Raw genomic sequence first — 17560 nt, 5'->3', positions numbered from 1 at the left:
AGTGGGCCCGCGCACGGTGCAGGGAATGCCCGCGTATCCCGCATACGTGGTGTCCCTGCGCATGGCCGGCATGACTGGTTCTGCACGTGGCAGCACGTGACCGGGTTCAACCCCCTACCGTCGGAGTCAAAAAATGCGAACGGAATTTTTCACCGGGTTCAAAGCCCGGCTCGGTTTCCTGTGCCTGTCATTCATGCTCGCGCTGGCTGCAGTGGGTGTGTTTTCCTCGGCCGCCACCGCGCAGGAGGCGGCACCTTCGCCGACCACGCAGGGCGCCGTGGTCGAACCGTTGCAGGCTGCACCTGCGGTTGATGCAGCCGCTGCCCCCGGCTTTGATCGCGGCGATGTCGCGTGGATGCTCACTGCCACCTTGCTGGTGTTGATGATGGTGGTGCCGGGGCTTGCCTTGTTCTATGGCGGGCTGGTGCGCGCCAAGAACGTGTTGTCGGTACTGAGCCAGGTGCTGGTGGTGTTCTCGCTGGTGCTGATGCTGTGGGTGGCCTACGGCTACAGCGCGGTGTTCAGTGCCGGCAATCCGTTCTTCGGTTCGTTCACGCAATTCGCTTTCCTCAACGGCTTCACCCCCGATTCGGTCGGCAACACGCCGATTGCCGGCCTGCCGGATTTTCTGTTCGTCGCCTTCCAGTCCACCTTTGCCGGCATCACCACCGCGCTGATCGTTGGTGCCTTCGCCGAGCGCATCAAGTTCCGCGCGGTGCTGTTGTTCTCGGCGCTGTGGTTCACCCTGAGCTACATCCCGATGGCGCACATCGTCTGGGGCGGTGGTTATCTCGGTGAAATGGGCGCGATCGATTTCGCAGGCGGCACCGTGGTGCACATCAACGCCGGTGTCGCCGGCCTTGTTGCCGCGTGGTTTGTCGGCAAGCGCCTGGGCTATGGCCAGACCGCATTGAAGCCGCACAACCTGCCGTTGACCTGGATCGGCGCAATGCTGCTGTGGGTGGGCTGGTTCGGTTTCAACGCCGGCTCGGCCGCTGCTGCCGATACCGTGGCGGCGCTGGCCTTCATCAACACGGTGCTGGCAACGGCGGCGGCGGTGCTCGGCTGGACGTTGGTGGAAGCGATCAGCAAGGGCCATCCGTCCGCACTGGGTGCGGCCTCCGGCGCGGTTGCAGGCCTGGTCGGCGTGACCCCGGCCTGCGGCACGGTGGGGCCGCTGGGTGCGATCGTTATTGGCTTTGTCACCGGCATGGTCTGCGTATGGGGCGTTACCGGCCTGAAGCGTCTGTTGAAGGCCGACGACACCGCCGATGTGTTCGGCGTGCATGGCGTGGGCGGCATTGTCGGCGCGCTCCTCACTGGCGTGTTCAGCGCGCAATCGCTGGGCGGCACCAAGGTGGATCTGGATATCGGCCAGCAGCTGTGGGTGCAGGCGGTCAGCGTCGGCTTCACGGTGTTGTGGAGCGCGGTGGTCACGGCAGCCATCCTGCTGGTGGTGCGCGCGCTGGTCGGCCTGCGTGTCAGCGAGGAAGCCGAGCGCACCGGCCTGGATGTCACCACCCACGGCGAGTCCGCCTACGAGGTGTAAGTACGGGCGTAAAAAGCCCCTCTCCCGTTCACGGGAGAGGGGTTGGGGTGAAGGCGCTTCTGCAGTGCGTCAGCCCTCCGCCAACACCAACGCCTTCACCTTGCTTGCCTTCTCGAAATGATCCAGCCGATGGGTCTGAATCCACCACGTCGCCGCTTCCATCAACAACGCCGGATCATCATTGCGGTTGGCAAAAAACGCATAGAACGACAAACCAACCGTTGGCCCTTTGCTGGCGATCTTCCGATCGCAGGTTTCGATGATTTTCTGTTTGAGTGAATCGCGCATCGCTCGCCTGCCGGGCTGTCGAATACAAAAGAGCGGTGCAGCCTAAACAATTGCGGAGCAACAGGCCCGCGCAGACGTGCGTTTGAACCGGCCGCACAGGTTCTTCTGCGGCCATGTATCGGATTCCCCAACGCCCGGAGCAGGCCTCCTGATGCATGCAATCGACATCAATGCCGCTGCCCGCCGACCGCCGGCTGTGTGCCTGAGCGCACTTGCAAAGCCGCGCGCGGCGACGTGCAATGCCCCGCATGACTTCCAAACTCCTGTTGCCGCTGGCGCTGGTCGCCGCACTCACCGCCTGCACGTCCACGCCGGAGCGCAACCCGCTTGCGCAATGGGTGCCGTCGCCGAACCACAACGCCCGCCAGCCGGTGTTGATCGTGCTGCACCACACCGAGCAGGGCTCGGTGCAGGAGAGCCTGGACACGCTGCGCAGCGCCAACAGCGGTGGCAAGGTCAGCTCGCACTACCTGGTGGGCCGCGAGGGTGATCTCTACCAGCTCGTGGCCGACGGCGAGCGCGCCTGGCATGCCGGCGGTGGCCGCTGGGGCGGCTTCACCGATCTCAACTCGGCCTCGCTTGGCATCGAGATCGACAACGACGGCAGCAGCCCGTTCACTGCACCGCAGATCGCCACCCTGCTGCGCCTGCTTGAGGACCTCTGCACGCGCTACAACATTCCGCGCAACCAGATCATCGGCCACGCGGATCTGGCGCCCACCCGCAAGGCCGACCCCAGCCGCTTCTTCCCGTGGCAGCAGTTGGCCGACGCCGGTTTCGGCATCTGGCCGAACCCGGCACACGGCCCGGCCCCGGAAGGCTTCGACCGCTGGATGGCGCTGCAGGCGCTGGGTTATTCGCTGGAAGACCGCGCCGCCGCAGCCAAGGCATTCCACCGCCGCTTCCGTGGCAGCGACACGCTGCCGGCCGAACTGGATGTCGAGGACGCGCGCATCCTGCATTCGCTGCTGCTGCAGAAGCAGTAAGCCCCGGCCTTTGCACTATATTGGTGCAATGATCGATCCCGCCGCCGTGCCTTCCCCCGAAACGATGGCCACGCCGCTCGTCTGGAGCGGCGCCGATGGCCGCATCCTCGGTGCCAATCCGGCGTTCTGCCGCTGGCTGGGAGTGAGCGTGCGGCGTCTGCTGGGCCAGCCGCTGGTTTCGCTGGAAACCCAGGGCGAGAGGCTGGCGGACCGCGTGGCCGCACCGCTGGTCAGCGATACCGTGTGCCTGCCACGGCTGGCGCTGGCGCTGCCCGGCGACGCCCCGCGTTTTGCCGATGGCTGGCTGAGTGCCTTCAACGGCGAGGGCTGGTTGCTGGAAGCGCACCCGGTGGACGAATTCCAGGCGGCCGACCCGGCGCATGTGCTGCCCGGCGCATTCAGCGCCGCGCTCAAAGGGTTGGCGCACGAGCTGCGCAATCCGTTGGCCGGGCTCAAGGGTGCCGCGCAGTTGCTGGCGCGCCGCGCGGTGGGCCGTGATGCCAGCGAGAGGGAGTTGATCGAGCTGATCGGCTCGGAGATCGAGCGCCTGAACACGCTGCTTGAGCAACTGTTGTCGCCGGCACCGCAGCGCCCGCACGCACCGTTGAACATCCACCTCGCCCTGGAGCGCGTGCTGCGCCTGGTCGAGAACGAAGCCGGCTGGTCGGTGCGCCTGCTGCGCGATTACGACCCCAGCATTCCCGAGTTCCCCGGTGATACCGACCGCCTCACCCAGGCGCTGCTCAACCTGGTGCGCAACGCGATCCAGGCCGGCGCCACCAGCATCACCCTGCGTACCCGCGTCGAGCACGGCCTGCGCATCGCCGAACAACCGCACCCGCTGGCGTTGCGCCTGGAAGTGGCCGACGATGGCCGCGGCGTACCCGAAGAACTGGCCGAGCACTTGTTCCTGCCCTTGGTCAGCGGCCGCGCCGAAGGCACCGGCCTGGGCCTGGCATTGGCACAGCAGGTGGCGCGCGAGCACCGTGGCACGCTGAGCTACCGCTCGCGCCCGGGCCACACCGTGTTCACCGTGCTGTTGCCGCTGCCGCTGGTCGAAGATTCCCCGGAGGTGGGTGATGCGTGAGTCCTCGCAGGTGCCGGCAACGGTGTGGGTGGTCGATGACGACCGCTCGGTGCGCTTCGTGCTCACCACCGCGCTGCGTGACGCCGGCTACACGGTGGAAGGGTTCGACAGCGCCGCCGCCGCACTCGATGCAATGACGCAGCAGCCCGTGCCGGACCTGCTGTTCACCGATGTGCGCATGCCCGGCGATGACGGCCTGGTGCTGCTGGACAAGCTCAAGGCCGCGCACCCGCAGCTGCCGGTGATCGTGATGTCGGCCTATACCGATGTGGCGAGCACGGCCGGCGCGTTCCGTGGCGGCGCGCATGAATTTCTGTCCAAACCGTTCGACCTGGACGATGCGGTGGAACTGGCGCGCCGGGCCTTGCCTGAAATCGACGCAACGCCCGCGCCGGTCACGCCGCCGCCCGCTGCCCGTGCTGCCGAACGCAGCCCGCAGCTGATTGGCGACACCCCGGCGATGCGCGCGCTGTTCCGCGCCATCGGCAGGTTGGCCCAGGCACCGCTGTCGGTACTCATCAACGGTGAAACAGGTACCGGCAAGGAGTTGGTGGCTAACGCACTGCACCGCGAATCGCCGCGCGCCAAGGGGCCGTTTGTCGCGCTCAACACTGCCGCCATTCCGGCCGAACTGCTGGAAAGCGAATTGTTCGGCCACGAGGCCGGCGCGTTCACCGGCGCCAGCAAGCGCCATATCGGCCGCTTTGAACAGGCCGACGGTGGCACCTTGTTCCTGGATGAAATCGGCGACATGCCGTTGGCATTGCAGACGCGCCTGCTGCGCGTGCTGGCCGAGGGCGAGTTCTTCCGCGTCGGCGGGCGTGAGCTGATCCGCGTCGATGTGCGGGTGGTCGCGGCCACCCACCAGGATCTGGAAGCGCTGGTCGAGCAGGGCCGCTTTCGTGCCGACCTGCTGCACCGGCTGGACATGGTGCGGCTGTGGTTGCCACCGCTGCGCGAGCGCCTGGGCGATGTGCCGCAGCTGGCCCATACCTTCCTGGCCAACGCGGCGCGTCGGCTGGATGTTCCCAGCAAGCGCCTGTCCGCACCGGCGGTGCAGGCGCTGCGCGAACACCACTGGCCGGGCAACGTGCGCGAGCTGGAGAACGTGTGCTGGCGCCTGGCCGCATTGGCGGTGGCCGACGTCATTTCCGCCGATGACGTGCGCAGCGCACTGGCCCGTGGTGGCCGTGCCGTGCGCCCGGCCGCCAGCGCGGCCGCGTCACCCGCGCAATGGGACGCTGCACTCGGGCAATGGGCGCGTCAGCGCCTGGCCGAAGGTGCCACCGGGCTGCACGCCCAGGCGCGCGAGCGGCTGGACGCGGTGCTGCTGGAGGCTGCACTGGACTTCACCGATGGCCATCGCGCCGATGCCGCCGCGCGGCTGGGACTTGGCCGTAACACCGTTACCCGCAAACTCGGGCCTGGCCGTCGCCGCGGCAGCTGATCGCGTGCCAACGCCCGCCCGTTCCATAGCAAGGAGATTCTGATGCGCATTCCTCTTTCCCTGACCGCGCTGGGCACCGCATTGCTGCTCAGCGCCTGCGGGTCCGGCCCGGCCCCCAGGCCGGAAGCACCGCCACCAGCCGCCGTCAGCACCGCCAAGATGGCCGAAGCCAATCTGTCGCCGGCATCGGCCAGCCTGGTCAGCGGCCGCCTGGCACTGGTGCCGGAAGCCGGTGGCGTGCACATCACCGGCGTGATCGGCGGTCTGCCGCGCGGCCGGCCCTCGGCGTTCCATGTGCATGAAAAGGGCGATTGCAGCGCGGTGGATGCAAGCAGTGCCGGCGGTCACTTCAACCCGACCGCACAGGTACACGGCCGTGCGGGCGCCGGTGCGCACCATGCCGGCGACATGGACAACCTGCTCGCCAGCGCCGACGGTGTTGCCCATGTCGATATCCACCTCCGTGGCGTCACGCTGGGCGGAGGCGCGGCCAACGACATTGCCGGGCGTGCGCTGGTGGTGCACGCTGCAGCGGATGATTACCGCAGCCAGCCAGCCGGCAATGCCGGCGCCCGCGTCGCCTGCGCGGTGATCCGCGTTACGCGCTGAATGCGCTCATCGTTCTGTTTTCACCCATTGAAGGGAGCAAGACCATGCGATTGATCCACACCACGCTGTTCCTCGCCAGCGCACTGGCACTGACCGCCTGCGGCAAGCCGGGCGCCGAGCCAGACGCCGCACCGGCTGACGGTGCCGCGGCCACTCCGGCGGCCACGCCGGCCCCCGATCAGGCTGCACCGCCGGCCATGGCCAAGCCCGTTGCCACCGCACAGCTGCAGCCGACCAAGGACAGCAGCGTCGCCGGCACCATCACTTTCAGCGTTGTCGACGGCAAGCTGCGCGCCAGCGGCGACATCAGCGGCCTGAAGCCGGACAGCGAGCACGGCTTCCACATCCATGAAAAGGGTGACTGCAGCGCGCCGGACGGCACCAGCGCCGGCGGCCACTTCAACCCGGGCAGCAGCGAGCACGGCAGCATCGACGCCACCGCCCACCACGGCGGCGACATGCCCAACATCAAGGCCGACGCCCAGGGCAACGCGCACATCGACGGCCCGGTGGCCAGCAACGTCAACGCCGGCAATGGCGATGCGTTCGACATCATCGGCCGCGGCCTGATCGTCCACGCCGACCCGGACGACTACAAAACCCAGCCGACTGGCAATGCCGGCGCACGCCTGGCCTGTGCGGTGATCAACAAGGCGGAGTGAGTCTTTTGGGGGTGGGCGTGTGTGTGGTTTCGGTTGACCGATGCGCGCAGTGCACCCCCAACCCGCCCCTTCGCTTACGCGAAAGGGAGGGGGTAAACGCGCATTTCCCTGCAATCTGCAGCGGCATTCGCAGCGGTCTGACAGACCGCAACGAAAGCTGCTTCTGCCCCCTCCCTTTGCCGCAGGCAAGGGGAGGGCGGGGGAGGGGTGCTTTTGCAGGTAGAGGAAGCGCGCAAAAGACCAACCCCCTCCCAACCTCCCCCTATGTGCTTCGCACGCAAGGGGAGGGGGAAACGCACAAAGAAAAAGGCCGCTTTCGCGGCCTCTTCTCAATCCAGCAGCGCAGATCAATGCGCCAGGATCGCCTTCGCATCCTGTCCGGCGTGTACATGCACGTACAGCACGTCAACGCCATGGGCTTCCAGCACCGCGGCCATCTGCCGCTGGCGCATCAGGTACTGCTCGTAGACCCGTTGCAGGCGGTCACAGTCGTTGTTGTCGTGTGCGTAATGCGAGCACCAGCCGGCGGGGTCAAACAACGCCATGCGCACTTCACCGCCGACATAACGCAGCAGCGGTTCGGGCGGTGCTTCCAGCCACTGTTCCTGGCCCGGTGCGAACATCGCGGTTTCCAGCAGCGGCCACAGCGCGGCCAGGCCCTGGTTGTCGTACTGCATGGCCATCATCGCGGCCAGGTCGTTGATGGTGAAGTAACGCGCGTGTTCGATCTGCGCGCCGAAGGCGTTCTGCGCCAGCATCGCGGTGTCCGGCTGTGCCATGCCATTGGCCAGCAACACTTCTTCCAGTGCATCGCGCGCTTCCTGCAGCAGGCCGGCGTCGCTGCCCGTCAGTACGAACGGCACCACCCGCAGACCGCCGCCGGTCAGGCTGGTATCAGCTTGCAGCGGCAACGGCACCTCGCCATTCACGTCTGCACCAAAGGCCAGCAGGCGTGGGCCCTGGTTGCGCCCCGGGGCGCGCATCTGCAGTTCTTCCAGGCGCCGGTGGATTGGCCAACCCGGGCGCAATACTTCGGCCGGATCAAAATGTGCGGCGGCCAGCACCAGATCCAGGCCGCTGGCCTGTGGCACCAGCTTGGCCAGGTCACGGCCCACCAGTGCGGCCAGTTCACCTGCCTGATCCGAAGGCAGCGCGGCCTTGTCCGGTTGCTGGCCACCGGCCAGTTCCAGAGCCATCAGGCCCAAAGCGTTCATGTCGGGGTTGGAATTGCTCATGGTTCGCGGTTGGCCCATCACGGCCTCGAAGCTACACTCAACGCCATTATGCCTGCTATCACGTGCAGGCCACGTTGCTCACAACCCCATGTCAGGTACCCGCATGCCCAGCGCTCGTCCCGTCGCCATCCTCGGTGGTGTTCGCATCCCGTTCTGCCGCCAGAACACCGCTTATTCGGATGTTGGCAATCTCGGCATGTCGGTGCGTACGCTCGGCGCCCTGGTTGAACGGTTCGGCCTGCACGGCCAGCAGCTGGGCGAAGTGGCGATGGGTGCGGTGATCAAGCACCCCAGCGACTGGAACCTGGGCCGCGAAGCCGCGCTGTCCTCGGGCCTGTCGCCGCTGACACCTGGCATCACCCTGCAACGTGCCTGTGGTACGTCGCTGGACAGCATCATCACCGTGGCCAACAAGATCGCGCTGGGCCAGATTGAGTCGGGCATCGGCGGCGGATCGGACACCACCTCCGACGTGCCGATCGTCTATGGCAAGAAGCTGCGCGCGCGCCTGCTGGCGGCCAACCGTGCCAAGAGCACCGGCGACAAACTGCGTGCGCTGACCAAGGGCTTCAAGTTCTCCGAGCTCAAGCCTGAATTCCCCGGCGTGGCCGAGCCGCGCACCGGCAAGAGCATGGGCGACCACTGCGAGGACATGGCCAAGGAATGGAACATCTCGCGTGATTCGCAGGATGAGTGGGCAGTGTCTTCGCACAGGAAGCTGGCCGCCGCGTACGAGCGGGGCTTCTTCAACGACCTGATCGCGCCGTTCCGCGGCGTGGAACGCGACAACATCCTGCGCCCGGATACCTCGCTGGAAAAGCTGGCCACGCTCAAGCCGGCCTTCGACAAGGTGTCCGGCCGTGGCACGCTGACCGCCGCCAACTCCACGCCGCTGACCGACGGCGCCGCCGCGGTGTTGCTGGCCAGTGAGGAATGGGCGCGCGCGCATGGTCATGAGCCGCTGGCGTACCTGCGCGACTCGCAGGTGGCGGCGGTGGACTTCGTGCATGGCGAAGGCCTGCTGATGGCGCCGACCATCGCCGTGCCGGAAATGCTCAAGCGCAACGGCCTGACCCTGCAGGATTTCGACATCTACGAAATCCACGAAGCCTTCGCCGCCCAGGTGCTGTGCACGCTGCGTGCGTGGGAGAGCGAGGATTACTGCCGCAACCGCCTGGGCCTGGATGCGCCGCTGGGCAGCATCGACCCGGCCAAGATCAACCCGCTGGGTTCGTCGCTGGCCACCGGCCACCCGTTCGCCGCCACCGGCGCCCGCATCATCGGCACCGTGGCCAAGGAACTGGCCGCACGCGGCGGTGGCCGCGCGCTGGTCTCGATCTGCACCGCGGGCGGCATGGGCGTGGTGGCCATCGTCGAGCGCTGAAGCCGATGCGGTAGAAGGGCGTAGATCGCAAAGCCGGTACCGCTGTTTCTGCAGCGCGCAGCCACGCTGCGCCTGGCCTTCCGGGTGGAATCGCTGCCGAGCATGGCTCGGCACCATCGGCTCCGGGCTTGCCTGCACCGTCCTGCTTTTCACCCAACGTGGGCGTCAAATCTGCTGCTATTGTCTGCCGACCACAGGACGGGGCAGGGCAGGGCAGGGCATGAAACGTATCGCGATTGGTTTGGCGGTGTTGGCATCGGCAGTGGCGGCCCCCGTCGCAGCGATGACCTTCATGAACGTGGAGCATGTCTGCCCGATTGGCGGTGAGCGCTTCAGCGCCCAGGAAATGGGCTCGGGCACTTCGTTTGGCCATTTTCTCGACGGCCGCCAATATGGCGCGATCCAGTCACCTTGGCCGTTGGTGTCCTGTCCAGGCAATGGTTTTGTCATCTACAAGGATGACTTCAGTGCTGATGAGATCAAGCGGCTGACCACGCTGGTCGAAAGCGATGAATACCAGCGCATGCGCGACACCGACACCAGTTATTGGCGGTTGGCGCGGCAGTTGCAGGCGGTCGATGCGCCCGCGCAGGAACGAGCGCATGTGTTGCAGCGGGCTACCTGGCAGGCCTCGCCCGCGCAGTACCCGGGCTATGTACAGGCCGCCGCTGCCGCTTTTGCCCGGCAATGCCCCGATGCCACCAACGGTACTGCGCGGGATGAGCCCTGGCTCTATTGCCAGATGCTGCTGGGGGAATGGGAGCGCAGGTTGTCGCGCTTCGATGTGGCACGCATACGCTTCGAGCGCCTGCAAACGCTGCCGCAGCAGTTGGTCGTTGGCGAGGATCGTGCGCCCGCCCAGCGCCAGTACGTTGCAGAGATCGGGCAACAGTTGCAGCTGATCGCCGATGGCAACGCATTGAATGTGATGGCGGTGGATGCCAATGCGCCGGTGGGCAGGGAGGGCGCCGATGGTGTTTCGTCCGCCCAGCAACACGGTGACGCCGCCGCAGCAGCAGCGGCAGCACAGGCTGCGGCGGACACCGCCGCTTCGGCCGCCGATGCCGCTGCCAGTGCCGCCGCCGCGGCTGCCGATGCGACTATTGATGCGGCGGCGCAAGCGGCCGATGCCAGCGAACAGGCGCTCCGCGAGCAGGGACGCTGAGCATGGCTGCCGGCACGTAAACGTCAGCCTTCGTTGTGCCGTCCCTTTTGACGTGCAGCGGCCAGATGCTGCGCAGGTCTATGCGTGTTCGCCAGGCTGCGAATGGTCCAGCAGGAACTGGCTGATGGCCTTGCGTAGTGGCAGGTCGTCGCTGGTGCGTGCGAACGCATCGGCATGCAATGCATGCTCATGCGCAGCTTCTGCTGCGTCGAGGTTGGAATAGCGCTCGGCCAGTGCAAGGTGGATGGAAGCGGTGTATTCGTTGGCGCCGGCAGCGACAGCCAGAGGCAATGCACGCTGGTACAACGCAATGGCGGCTTGGTCGTTGCCGGTGAAGTCAGCCAGGGTTTCCCACAGGAACGGGTGGTCGCGGCCCTCTGCGGCGACCGCCTCGCAGTAGTCACGCAGTTCCTCGTACAAGGACCAACTGCTACGCCTGTCGTCGGACTGTCCTGCATTGACGATCTCTGCGGCCAGGCCAGCTACGCGCTCGTGGATATCCGGTGGAATTTTCATGGTGTCGGTTGGCAGTGCGGGGGCTGGATTCTGGAGATTTAGCCCGGCAGACGTGGGAACCCATGTTCGTCCCGCTCTTCGGCCACGGCCTGGTCCTGGATCTGCTGGCGCAGGTCGCGGCGGTTGATGGGCAGTGGTGCCTGGTCGCGGCGCTGGCGCACGGCGTTGAGCAGGCATTGCCGGGCCAGGGCGTCCTCGCCCTGCGTGGCAAACCCTTCGCCCAGCATTTCCCAGGCATCGGCACCGGCGCCCTGGGCGATGGCGCGATGCAGGAATTCCTCGCTCTGCGTCCACTGACCCTGGCCGTCGGCCAGCCGCGCCAGGGTCAGCAACAGTGCCGGGCTGGACGGATGGGACTGCAGCCAGCGTTGTGCACTGGCGCGGCGTGAGTCGAGTTTGTCCACCGGCAGTTGGCCGTAGAGCGTGACCAGCGCTTCATCCCACTGGCTGTCCAGGGTCTGTTCGATGACCCGCAGCGCGACATCGTTCCAGTTCAGGGCAACCGCGCGCTGTGCGTAACGCGCTACGGCTTCGGGGCTGACGCGCAGGGTTTTCGGCAGCACTTCCCAGCGTGCGGCAAGTGCATTCACATCCGTCGCTTCGTCCAGCATCTGCAGGGCCAGGCGGCTCTCCAGTGCGGCAATCACATTCGGTGGCAGCGCCTGCTGTTGGCGCAGTGCGCCCAGCTGGCCATAGGCTTCTTCCGCGCGGCCGGCGCGCGCCAGCGCATCGGTGCGCAACCACAGCCCGCGCGGCGGCAGCGGTTGAACGCCGGATGCATCCAGGGCGTTGATCGCTTCCAGCGGTTTGTCCTGCTGCAACCAGCGCTCGGCGCTGTGCAATGCATGCAGCGTGGGTTCGGCGCTGCCCAGTTGCTGCAGGTGCTGCCCGGCGGCGGCGCTGTCGTCACGCGCTTCGGCCGCACGCATGGCCGCGACCAGTGCGATCGGGCGTGCTTCTTTCTCGGTGGCGGCGCTCTGCAGCAGCTTTTCGGCGCGCAGCCACTGGCCACCATCGAGCGCCTGCAGGCCATCAATCAGACGAGCGCGGCCCTGCTTGCGGCGATAACGTGCCCAGCTACGGAACGGGGCGCTGACCAGCGTCCACAGCAGCCACAGCAGCAGTGCGGCGATCACCAGCGCCAGCACCGCCTGCGGCAGCGTGGCGATGTAGTCGTGGCCACCGGCACGGACGACAACTTCGCCCAGCGCACGGACCGATTCCTGTCCAAGCCACTGCGCGCCAAAAATGCCGATGGCGGCCACCAGCAGGATCACCAGCAGGTAACGGAACGCCTTCATGGGGTCTCCTTTGCGGCGCGCATGGCACGCAGTTGCTGCAGGGTGCTGCCCAGTTCGGGGATGGCAGGACGCAGCTGCACATCGCGCATGGCCCGCAACTGGTCGCGATGCTGCTCGCGTTGCGGTGATTCGGGCCACAAGCGCAGCGTCCAGCCGTCGGCGCGGTCCAGGGCCTGCTGCCAGCCCTGCACGTCGCCACGTTCCAATGCGGCGCGTGCCAGGCTCAGTTCAATCTGCAGTGCATCGTTGGCGGCCAACCGTTCTGAGCGCGCGATCAACACGCGGCTGTCGGAGGGCTGGATCTGCACCAGCGGCGAGAGCAGTTGCTGCCACCAGGGTTGCCCGGCATCGGTGCCGTGGGCGACCTGTTCGGGCAGGGTATCCAGTGATGTGGCCCAGGCCGCCAGCTGCGCGGCGGTCGTGGCGCGGATGCCGGGGCCGAGGGCATCGATTGCGTTGCGTTCCTGGATCAGGGCCTGGCGCAGGTTGAGGTAGTCGGGGCTGTTGGTGTTTTCCAGGGCTTCGGCGGCCATGGCGTACAGACGGCGCGCGCCTTCCAGGTCTCCGGCGTAGACCAGGCGTTGCTCGGCCTGGCTGAGCAGCAGCTCGGCTTCCTCGCGGCGCACGGCCTGTGCGCCCTGGTGGGAGCTGTCCACGAGCTTGGCCAGGTTGTCTTCCAGCAATGCGCTGCGCTGGCCAAGGCCAAGTACTTCATCGCGCAGCACACGGTTGGTCGCGGCGGCGTCCTGCAGGCTGCGGGCATTGTTACGCTGGTCGCTGCGCAGGGCTTCCATGCTGTCGCGCAAGGCGCCCAGCTCCTGTGCGGCGTTGTTGCGGGCAAGGGTGTTCTGCTGTTGCCAGGACTGCCAGGTGCGCCAGCCGAACCAGCCTGCCGCGCACAACACGCCCAGCACGATCAGCGGCAGTGCCCAGCGCAGCGGACTGCGGCCGGAGGGGGTGGGGGAATCGTCATTCATGGAAGTACAACATCCTTGGCAGGCAGGCCCACAACAGGGGGTTTGTGACGTGGGTCATGCTGACAAAGCATCGCCCGTGCCGCTGCTCGCCTGCAAGCTGCGCGCCGTGTGAGCCTCAGCAGGGTGGGCGCACGACGGCGCGCGCGGCATCAACCATCTGCGCCGGCAACGGCCCGGCAGCGGTGCTTACATGGTCAAAGCCGCGTGACTGCACCAGGGCACTGAGCCGCGCGCTGGCGGTTACCACGGGTGCCTGCTGCCAGCGTTGCAGCAGGGCCGCCGGCAATTGTGGCAATACCGTCTCCAGTGCCTCGCCGCTGCTGACCGCAAGCACGGTCGGTTCCGGCAGTGCCTGCAGGCGCGCGATGCTGGCGGCGGTGATGGGTACCGGCACGCGTTCGTAGACATCCACCCGGGTGAGCGCGGCGCCGCGCTCGCTGACCTGCGTGGCGATCATGCCGCGCCCGCCGGGTGCGGTGATCAGTGCCACCTGCAGGCCCTGCAACGATTGCATGCAGGGCAATGCGAGCAGGCCTTCGCTGTCCATCCGGGCAGGTGCCTGCACATCAAGCGCGCCGTGTCTGCGCAATACGCGCGCGGTGCCTTCGCCCACGGCAACGACAGTACCCATGCGTAGGGTGTTCAACGGCAGCATGCGTGCCGTGGCTTCGGCTGCGGCAGGGCTGGTGAAGATCAAACGGTCGCACTGTGCGGCGTCTGTCAGGCGCTGGCGTGTGGATGGATCGTCACGAAGTACAAGCCGCCACGGCGAGAGCGCCACGGTGCGTGCACCCACGCGTGCAGCAGCACTGCGCAGCGCATCGTGCTGCCCTTGTGGACGCAGCGAGATCAGGTGCCAGGCTGTGTCGGCTGGCACATAGGCGCGGGGGTTCATTCGATGCATTATGCGTGCGCTTTCCGTTTCAGTGCGCTCTTCCATGCCCGAACCTGTTGATACCTCCGCCTTGCTTGCGCAGTTGCAGGCAACCTTGTCCGCAATGCCGCCGGTAGCGGCGATGGACATCCGCATTGCCGGCTATGACAACGGGGTACTGCGGATGCACGCCCCGCTGCAGGCCAACGTCAACGACAAGGGCAACGCTTTCGGTGGCAGCCTGGCCTCGGTGATGACGCTCTCCGGCTGGGCCCTGGTCAGCCTGCAGCTGGCGCAGGCAGGCAAGGACGCGGAGGTGTACGTGGCCGACAGCAGCATCCGTTACCGGGCGCCGGTGTATGGCGAGCTGATGGCCTCGGCCCGGGCCGCGCCGGACCAGGACTGGGACGGGTTTCTGGCGTTGTTCAACAAGCGCGGCCGCGCGCGGGTGACGGTGCGCGCCGAGATCGTAGGCGGCGCGGCGGAACTGGAAGGGCGTTTCGTCGCCATCCGCAAAGGCTAGGATGGGCACCTGCCCCGGGGGATGCCATGCACAAGTACCTGCTCCAGTCCGTCACCGCATTGCTGCTGTTTGTCGCCACGCTTGCCCAGGCCGGTGACGGCCCCAGCCGCAGCCAGCGCGCCAAGCTCACCCAGACCCAGGAGGCCTATGTGGCCCTCGTGCGCTGGAGCGATTTTGAAGGCGCCGAGCGCTTCATCGACCCGGAGTACCTGACGCTGCAGCCGCTCACCGACCTGCAGCGCGAGCGCTACCGCCAGGTGCAGGTGTCCGCGTACCGCGAGCGTTCCAGCAGTGCCGGCGCCGATGGCAGCATTGAGCGCCGGGTGGAAATGAGCGTGATCAACCGCAACACCCAGGCCGAGCGCACCGTGATGGTGAACGAGCGCTGGCGCTGGGATCCGGAGAACAAGCGCTGGTGGCAGTCCGCCGGCCTGCCGGACCTGTGGCAGGGCCGCTGAGCCCCGGCTGTGCGACAATCCCCGCCCGCTTAATCGACCCGTGACCTGAGTGAATTACGAAGAGTTGCTGGCCTTCGCCGGCCGAAATCCGATGCTGTCGCTGGCCCTGGTCGGCCTGACCGTGGCCATCATCGCCACCGAGATCGCGCGCCTGTTCCGCGGTTACAAATCGCTCAAGCCTGCCGAGCTGACCCACCTGATCAACGCCGGCAACGCGGTGGTGATCGACCTGTCCAGCAGCAGCGAGTTCGAGAAGGGCCATATCGTGGGCAGCCGCAACCTGCAGCCGGCCCAGCTGACCCCCGCGCACAAGCTGCTGGCTTCGGCCAAGCAGTCGCCGGTGGTGCTGGTGTGCCGCACCGGCAACGCCTCGGCCACGGCCGCCAAGGCCCTGAAGAAGGCCGGTTTTGAGCAGGTTTCCGTGCTTGAAGGCGGTATTCCGGCATGGCAGGCGGCCGATCTGCCGCTGGTCAAGGGCCGCGCCTGAGCAGTTAATTTGCGTTAAGGCCTTGTGCATGGCGGGCACCGCCCCCATCGCAGGGTGGTACCAATCCCATTAATTGAAACAAACAGTTCTGGAGTCTTGAGAAATGTCCGAAGAGAACACCAACGGCGTAGTCCCGGCTGACGAATCCGCAAACGGCCCGGCTTTCACCATCGAGAAGATCTACGTCAAGGACGTCTCTTTCGAATCCCCGAACTCGCCGAACATCTTCAACGAGAACGTGCAGCCGGACCTGCAGCTGAACCTGAACCAGAAGGTGCAGCGCCTGTCCGACACCGCTTTTGAAGTGGTGCTGGGCGTGACCCTGACCTGCAAGGCCGGCGACAAGAATGCCTACGTTGCCGAAGTGCAGCAGGCCGGCGTGTTCGGCCTGATCGGCCTGGAGCCGCAGGCCATCGACGTGCTGCTCGGCACCCAGTGCCCGAACATCCTGTTCCCGTACGTGCGCTCGATGATCAGCGACCTGATCCAGGCCGGCGGCTTCCCGCCGTTCTACCTGCAGCCGATCAACTTTGAAGGCCTGTACGCCGAAACCCTGCGTCAGCGCCAGAGCCAGGGTGAAGGCACCTCGCTGGCCGACTCCGAGCCGGCTGGCAACGCCTGATCGGCGTTTGCGACATCGCATGAGTACGACTGACGCGAACAAGATCGCCGTCCTCGGCGCGGGCTCCTGGGGCACCGCGCTGGCCACCCTGCTGGCCCGGCACGGTCACCCGACCGTGCTGTGGGGGCGAGACGCTGCCATGGTCGAAGCGATCGACCAGCGTCACGAGAATCCCCGGTATCTGCCGGGGATTCCCTTGCCTGAATCCCTGCGTGCCAGCACCGACCTTGCCGCCACCGTCGCCGGTGCCCGCTGGGTTCTGGTGGTGGTGCCTTCGCATGCCTTTGCCGAAACCGTGCGCGCGCTGGCGCCACTGCGGCCGGCAGGGGCGGGCGTGGCCTGGGCGACCAAGGGCTTCGAGCCCGGTTCGGGCCGCTTCCTGCACGAAGTCGCGCGCGAAGTGTTGGGCCCGGACGTGCCGCTGGCCGTGGTCACCGGCCCGTCCTTCGCCAAGGAAGTCACCCTGGGCCTGCCCACCGCGATCACCGTTCACGGTGACGACGAGGCGTTTGCCCAGGAAGTGGCCGACGCCATGCATGGCCCGGCGTTCCGCGCCTATACCGGCGATGACATGGTCGGTGCCGAGCTGGGCGGTGCGATGAAAAACGTACTGGCCGTGGCCACCGGCGTGGCCGACGGCATGCAGCTGGGCCTGAACGCCCGTGCCGGGCTGATTACCCGTGGCCTGAACGAAATGCTGCGTCTGGCTGCCGCCATTGGCGGCAAGCCGGAAACCCTGATGGGCCTGGCCGGCCTGGGCGACCTGGTGCTGACCAGCACCGGCGACCTGTCCCGCAACCGCCGCCTGGGCCTTGCCCTGGGCCGCGGGCAGAGCCTGCCCGATGCGGTGAAGGAAATCGGCCAGGTGGTGGAGTCGGTGCAGACCGCCGACGAAGTCATGCGCCAGGCCAACCGCCACGGCATTGATCTGCCGATTTCCAAGGCGGTGCAGTCGGTGCTGCATGGCGAACTCAGCCCCGCCGAAGGCCTGCAGCAACTGCTGGCCCGCGAGCAGAAGCCGGAATACCCGGACACGCTGTTCAAGTAAGGATTGGCGAAGTTCCAACAAAAAGCCCGGCGATGCCGGGCTTTTTGTTGGTTGGGAGTCGGGAATGGGGAATGGGGAATCGCAACGGCACCCCTCCCCAGCCCTCCCCTGCGCCGTCGGCGCAAGGGAGGGAGCGGTTCGCGTGGCTCGGGCAGATCGCTGCGCAACCGCTTTGGCTCCCTCCCTTTCGCGCAGCGAAGGGGAGGGTTGGGGAGGGGTGCTCTTGCTTTTGCGAATCCCCAATCTCGATTCCCGATTCCCGATTCCCGGCACCCAACCCCCAAACAGAAAGAAGCCCGGTCTGGGGGAGACCGGGCTTCCGGGGCGCGTGGGAGAGAGAGC

Annotated in this window: 19 protein-coding genes; 13 read left to right on the top strand and 6 right to left on the bottom strand. The window is 66.8% G+C overall.

Going from position 1 to position 17560, the window contains the following annotated elements:
• The first annotated feature begins 133 nt into the window (after nucleotides 1-133).
• Entirely contained in the window at nucleotides 134-1549 is a 1416-nt protein-coding gene (locus ACVOLO_RS07235) for an ammonium transporter (protein ID WP_481569577.1), read from the top strand.
• A gap of 69 nt (nucleotides 1550-1618) precedes the next feature.
• Here ACVOLO_RS07235 and ACVOLO_RS07230 read toward each other — a convergent pair whose 3' ends face one another.
• Entirely contained in the window at nucleotides 1619-1837 is a 219-nt protein-coding gene (locus ACVOLO_RS07230; protein WP_481569576.1) for a DUF6500 family protein, read from the bottom strand.
• 248 nt (nucleotides 1838-2085) lie between these two features.
• Here ACVOLO_RS07230 and ACVOLO_RS07225 point away from each other — a divergent pair, with 248 nt between their 5' ends.
• Genes ACVOLO_RS07225 through ACVOLO_RS07205 form a run of 5 tightly spaced genes read left to right on the top strand, consistent with a single transcriptional unit; the run spans nucleotide 2086 to nucleotide 6628 of the window.
• A complete protein-coding gene (locus ACVOLO_RS07225; protein ID WP_481569575.1) occupies nucleotides 2086-2823 on the top strand; it encodes an N-acetylmuramoyl-L-alanine amidase in 738 nt (245 codons plus the stop codon).
• Between the two features lie 28 nt (nucleotides 2824-2851).
• The gene (locus ACVOLO_RS07220; protein WP_481569574.1) at nucleotides 2852-3910 is read left to right on the top strand and encodes a two-component system sensor histidine kinase NtrB; all 1059 of its coding nucleotides are present in this window, start codon (nucleotides 2852-2854) and stop codon (nucleotides 3908-3910) included.
• The gene (gene ntrC / locus ACVOLO_RS07215) at nucleotides 3903-5357 is read left to right on the top strand and encodes a nitrogen regulation protein NR(I) (protein WP_481569573.1); all 1455 of its coding nucleotides are present in this window, start codon (nucleotides 3903-3905) and stop codon (nucleotides 5355-5357) included. The genes ACVOLO_RS07220 and ntrC overlap by 8 nt, the downstream gene beginning before the upstream one ends.
• A gap of 42 nt (nucleotides 5358-5399) precedes the next feature.
• On the top strand, nucleotides 5400-5966 hold the full coding sequence (locus ACVOLO_RS07210; RefSeq protein WP_481569572.1) for a superoxide dismutase family protein: 567 nt from the start codon (nucleotides 5400-5402) through the stop codon (nucleotides 5964-5966).
• A gap of 44 nt (nucleotides 5967-6010) precedes the next feature.
• On the top strand, nucleotides 6011-6628 hold the full coding sequence (locus tag ACVOLO_RS07205) for a superoxide dismutase family protein (RefSeq protein WP_481569571.1): 618 nt from the start codon (nucleotides 6011-6013) through the stop codon (nucleotides 6626-6628).
• A 347-nt stretch (nucleotides 6629-6975) separates the two neighbouring features.
• Here ACVOLO_RS07205 and ACVOLO_RS07200 read toward each other — a convergent pair whose 3' ends face one another.
• Entirely contained in the window at nucleotides 6976-7863 is an 888-nt protein-coding gene (locus ACVOLO_RS07200) for a hypothetical protein (protein ID WP_481569570.1), read from the bottom strand.
• A gap of 88 nt (nucleotides 7864-7951) precedes the next feature.
• Here ACVOLO_RS07200 and ACVOLO_RS07195 point away from each other — a divergent pair, with 88 nt between their 5' ends.
• Nucleotides 7952-9247, top strand: coding sequence for an acetyl-CoA C-acetyltransferase (locus ACVOLO_RS07195; RefSeq protein WP_481569569.1), 1296 nt, complete (start codon nucleotides 7952-7954; stop codon nucleotides 9245-9247).
• A 220-nt stretch (nucleotides 9248-9467) separates the two neighbouring features.
• Nucleotides 9468-10412 carry a hypothetical protein gene (locus ACVOLO_RS07190; RefSeq protein ID WP_481569568.1) on the top strand — a complete coding sequence of 315 codons (945 nt, stop codon included), beginning with the start codon at nucleotides 9468-9470 and terminating at the stop codon, nucleotides 10410-10412.
• 78 nt (nucleotides 10413-10490) lie between these two features.
• Here ACVOLO_RS07190 and ACVOLO_RS07185 read toward each other — a convergent pair whose 3' ends face one another.
• The 4 genes from ACVOLO_RS07185 to ACVOLO_RS07170 form a co-directional block, all read right to left on the bottom strand.
• Nucleotides 10491-10928 carry a hypothetical protein gene (locus tag ACVOLO_RS07185; protein WP_481569567.1) on the bottom strand — a complete coding sequence of 146 codons (438 nt, stop codon included), beginning with the start codon at nucleotides 10926-10928 and terminating at the stop codon, nucleotides 10491-10493.
• Nucleotides 10929-10966: 38 nt separating this feature from the next.
• Nucleotides 10967-12229, bottom strand: coding sequence for a heme biosynthesis HemY N-terminal domain-containing protein (locus ACVOLO_RS07180; RefSeq protein WP_481569566.1), 1263 nt, complete (start codon nucleotides 12227-12229; stop codon nucleotides 10967-10969).
• Nucleotides 12226-13206, bottom strand: a complete 981-nt coding sequence (locus ACVOLO_RS07175) for a uroporphyrinogen-III C-methyltransferase (RefSeq protein WP_481569565.1) — start codon at nucleotides 13204-13206, stop codon at nucleotides 12226-12228. The genes ACVOLO_RS07180 and ACVOLO_RS07175 overlap by 4 nt, the downstream gene beginning before the upstream one ends.
• Before the next feature lie 115 nt (nucleotides 13207-13321).
• Entirely contained in the window at nucleotides 13322-14110 is a 789-nt protein-coding gene (locus tag ACVOLO_RS07170) for a uroporphyrinogen-III synthase (protein WP_481569564.1), read from the bottom strand.
• 34 nt (nucleotides 14111-14144) lie between these two features.
• On the opposite strand from ACVOLO_RS07170, the gene ACVOLO_RS07165 reads away from it, so the two are divergent.
• From ACVOLO_RS07165 to ACVOLO_RS07145, 5 genes are all read left to right on the top strand, one after another.
• Nucleotides 14145-14603, top strand: coding sequence for a YiiD C-terminal domain-containing protein (locus ACVOLO_RS07165; RefSeq protein ID WP_481569563.1), 459 nt, complete (start codon nucleotides 14145-14147; stop codon nucleotides 14601-14603).
• Between the two features lie 26 nt (nucleotides 14604-14629).
• Nucleotides 14630-15061 (top strand): hypothetical protein, encoded by a 432-nt coding sequence (locus ACVOLO_RS07160; protein WP_481569562.1) that lies wholly within the window; start codon nucleotides 14630-14632, stop codon nucleotides 15059-15061.
• A gap of 49 nt (nucleotides 15062-15110) precedes the next feature.
• The gene (locus ACVOLO_RS07155) at nucleotides 15111-15548 is read left to right on the top strand and encodes a rhodanese-like domain-containing protein (RefSeq protein ID WP_481569561.1); all 438 of its coding nucleotides are present in this window, start codon (nucleotides 15111-15113) and stop codon (nucleotides 15546-15548) included.
• Nucleotides 15549-15651: 103 nt separating this feature from the next.
• Entirely contained in the window at nucleotides 15652-16170 is a 519-nt protein-coding gene (secB, locus tag ACVOLO_RS07150) for a protein-export chaperone SecB (protein WP_481569560.1), read from the top strand.
• Nucleotides 16171-16189: 19 nt separating this feature from the next.
• Nucleotides 16190-17218 (top strand): NAD(P)H-dependent glycerol-3-phosphate dehydrogenase, encoded by a 1029-nt coding sequence (locus tag ACVOLO_RS07145; RefSeq protein ID WP_481569559.1) that lies wholly within the window; start codon nucleotides 16190-16192, stop codon nucleotides 17216-17218.
• Nucleotides 17219-17560: the final 342 nt, after the last annotated feature.

It is taken from the genome of Stenotrophomonas sp. STEN056 (assembly GCF_056759635.1).
This window is presented reverse-complemented; position numbering and strand designations above follow the sequence as displayed.

Bases quoted from the DNA above. Each gene is read 5' to 3' on its own strand.
- ACVOLO_RS07235 (WP_481569577.1), top strand. From the start codon at position 134: ATGCGAACGGAATTTTTCACCGGGTTCAAAGCCCGGCTCGGTTTCCTG.
- ACVOLO_RS07230 (WP_481569576.1), bottom strand. From the start codon at position 1,837: ATGCGCGATTCACTCAAACAGAAAATCATCGAAACCTGCGATCGGAAG.
- ACVOLO_RS07225 (WP_481569575.1), top strand. From the start codon at position 2,086: ATGACTTCCAAACTCCTGTTGCCGCTGGCGCTGGTCGCCGCACTCACC.
- ACVOLO_RS07220 (WP_481569574.1), top strand. From the start codon at position 2,852: ATGATCGATCCCGCCGCCGTGCCTTCCCCCGAAACGATGGCCACGCCG.
- ntrC (WP_481569573.1), top strand. From the start codon at position 3,903: ATGCGTGAGTCCTCGCAGGTGCCGGCAACGGTGTGGGTGGTCGATGAC.
- ACVOLO_RS07210 (WP_481569572.1), top strand. From the start codon at position 5,400: ATGCGCATTCCTCTTTCCCTGACCGCGCTGGGCACCGCATTGCTGCTC.
- ACVOLO_RS07205 (WP_481569571.1), top strand. From the start codon at position 6,011: ATGCGATTGATCCACACCACGCTGTTCCTCGCCAGCGCACTGGCACTG.
- ACVOLO_RS07200 (WP_481569570.1), bottom strand. From the start codon at position 7,863: ATGAGCAATTCCAACCCCGACATGAACGCTTTGGGCCTGATGGCTCTG.
- ACVOLO_RS07195 (WP_481569569.1), top strand. From the start codon at position 7,952: ATGTCAGGTACCCGCATGCCCAGCGCTCGTCCCGTCGCCATCCTCGGT.
- ACVOLO_RS07190 (WP_481569568.1), top strand. From the start codon at position 9,468: ATGAAACGTATCGCGATTGGTTTGGCGGTGTTGGCATCGGCAGTGGCG.
- ACVOLO_RS07185 (WP_481569567.1), bottom strand. From the start codon at position 10,928: ATGAAAATTCCACCGGATATCCACGAGCGCGTAGCTGGCCTGGCCGCA.
- ACVOLO_RS07180 (WP_481569566.1), bottom strand. From the start codon at position 12,229: ATGAAGGCGTTCCGTTACCTGCTGGTGATCCTGCTGGTGGCCGCCATC.
- ACVOLO_RS07175 (WP_481569565.1), bottom strand. From the start codon at position 13,206: ATGAATGACGATTCCCCCACCCCCTCCGGCCGCAGTCCGCTGCGCTGG.
- ACVOLO_RS07170 (WP_481569564.1), bottom strand. From the start codon at position 14,110: ATGCATCGAATGAACCCCCGCGCCTATGTGCCAGCCGACACAGCCTGG.
- ACVOLO_RS07165 (WP_481569563.1), top strand. From the start codon at position 14,145: ATGCCCGAACCTGTTGATACCTCCGCCTTGCTTGCGCAGTTGCAGGCA.
- ACVOLO_RS07160 (WP_481569562.1), top strand. From the start codon at position 14,630: ATGCACAAGTACCTGCTCCAGTCCGTCACCGCATTGCTGCTGTTTGTC.
- secB (WP_481569560.1), top strand. From the start codon at position 15,652: ATGTCCGAAGAGAACACCAACGGCGTAGTCCCGGCTGACGAATCCGCA.
- ACVOLO_RS07145 (WP_481569559.1), top strand. From the start codon at position 16,190: ATGAGTACGACTGACGCGAACAAGATCGCCGTCCTCGGCGCGGGCTCC.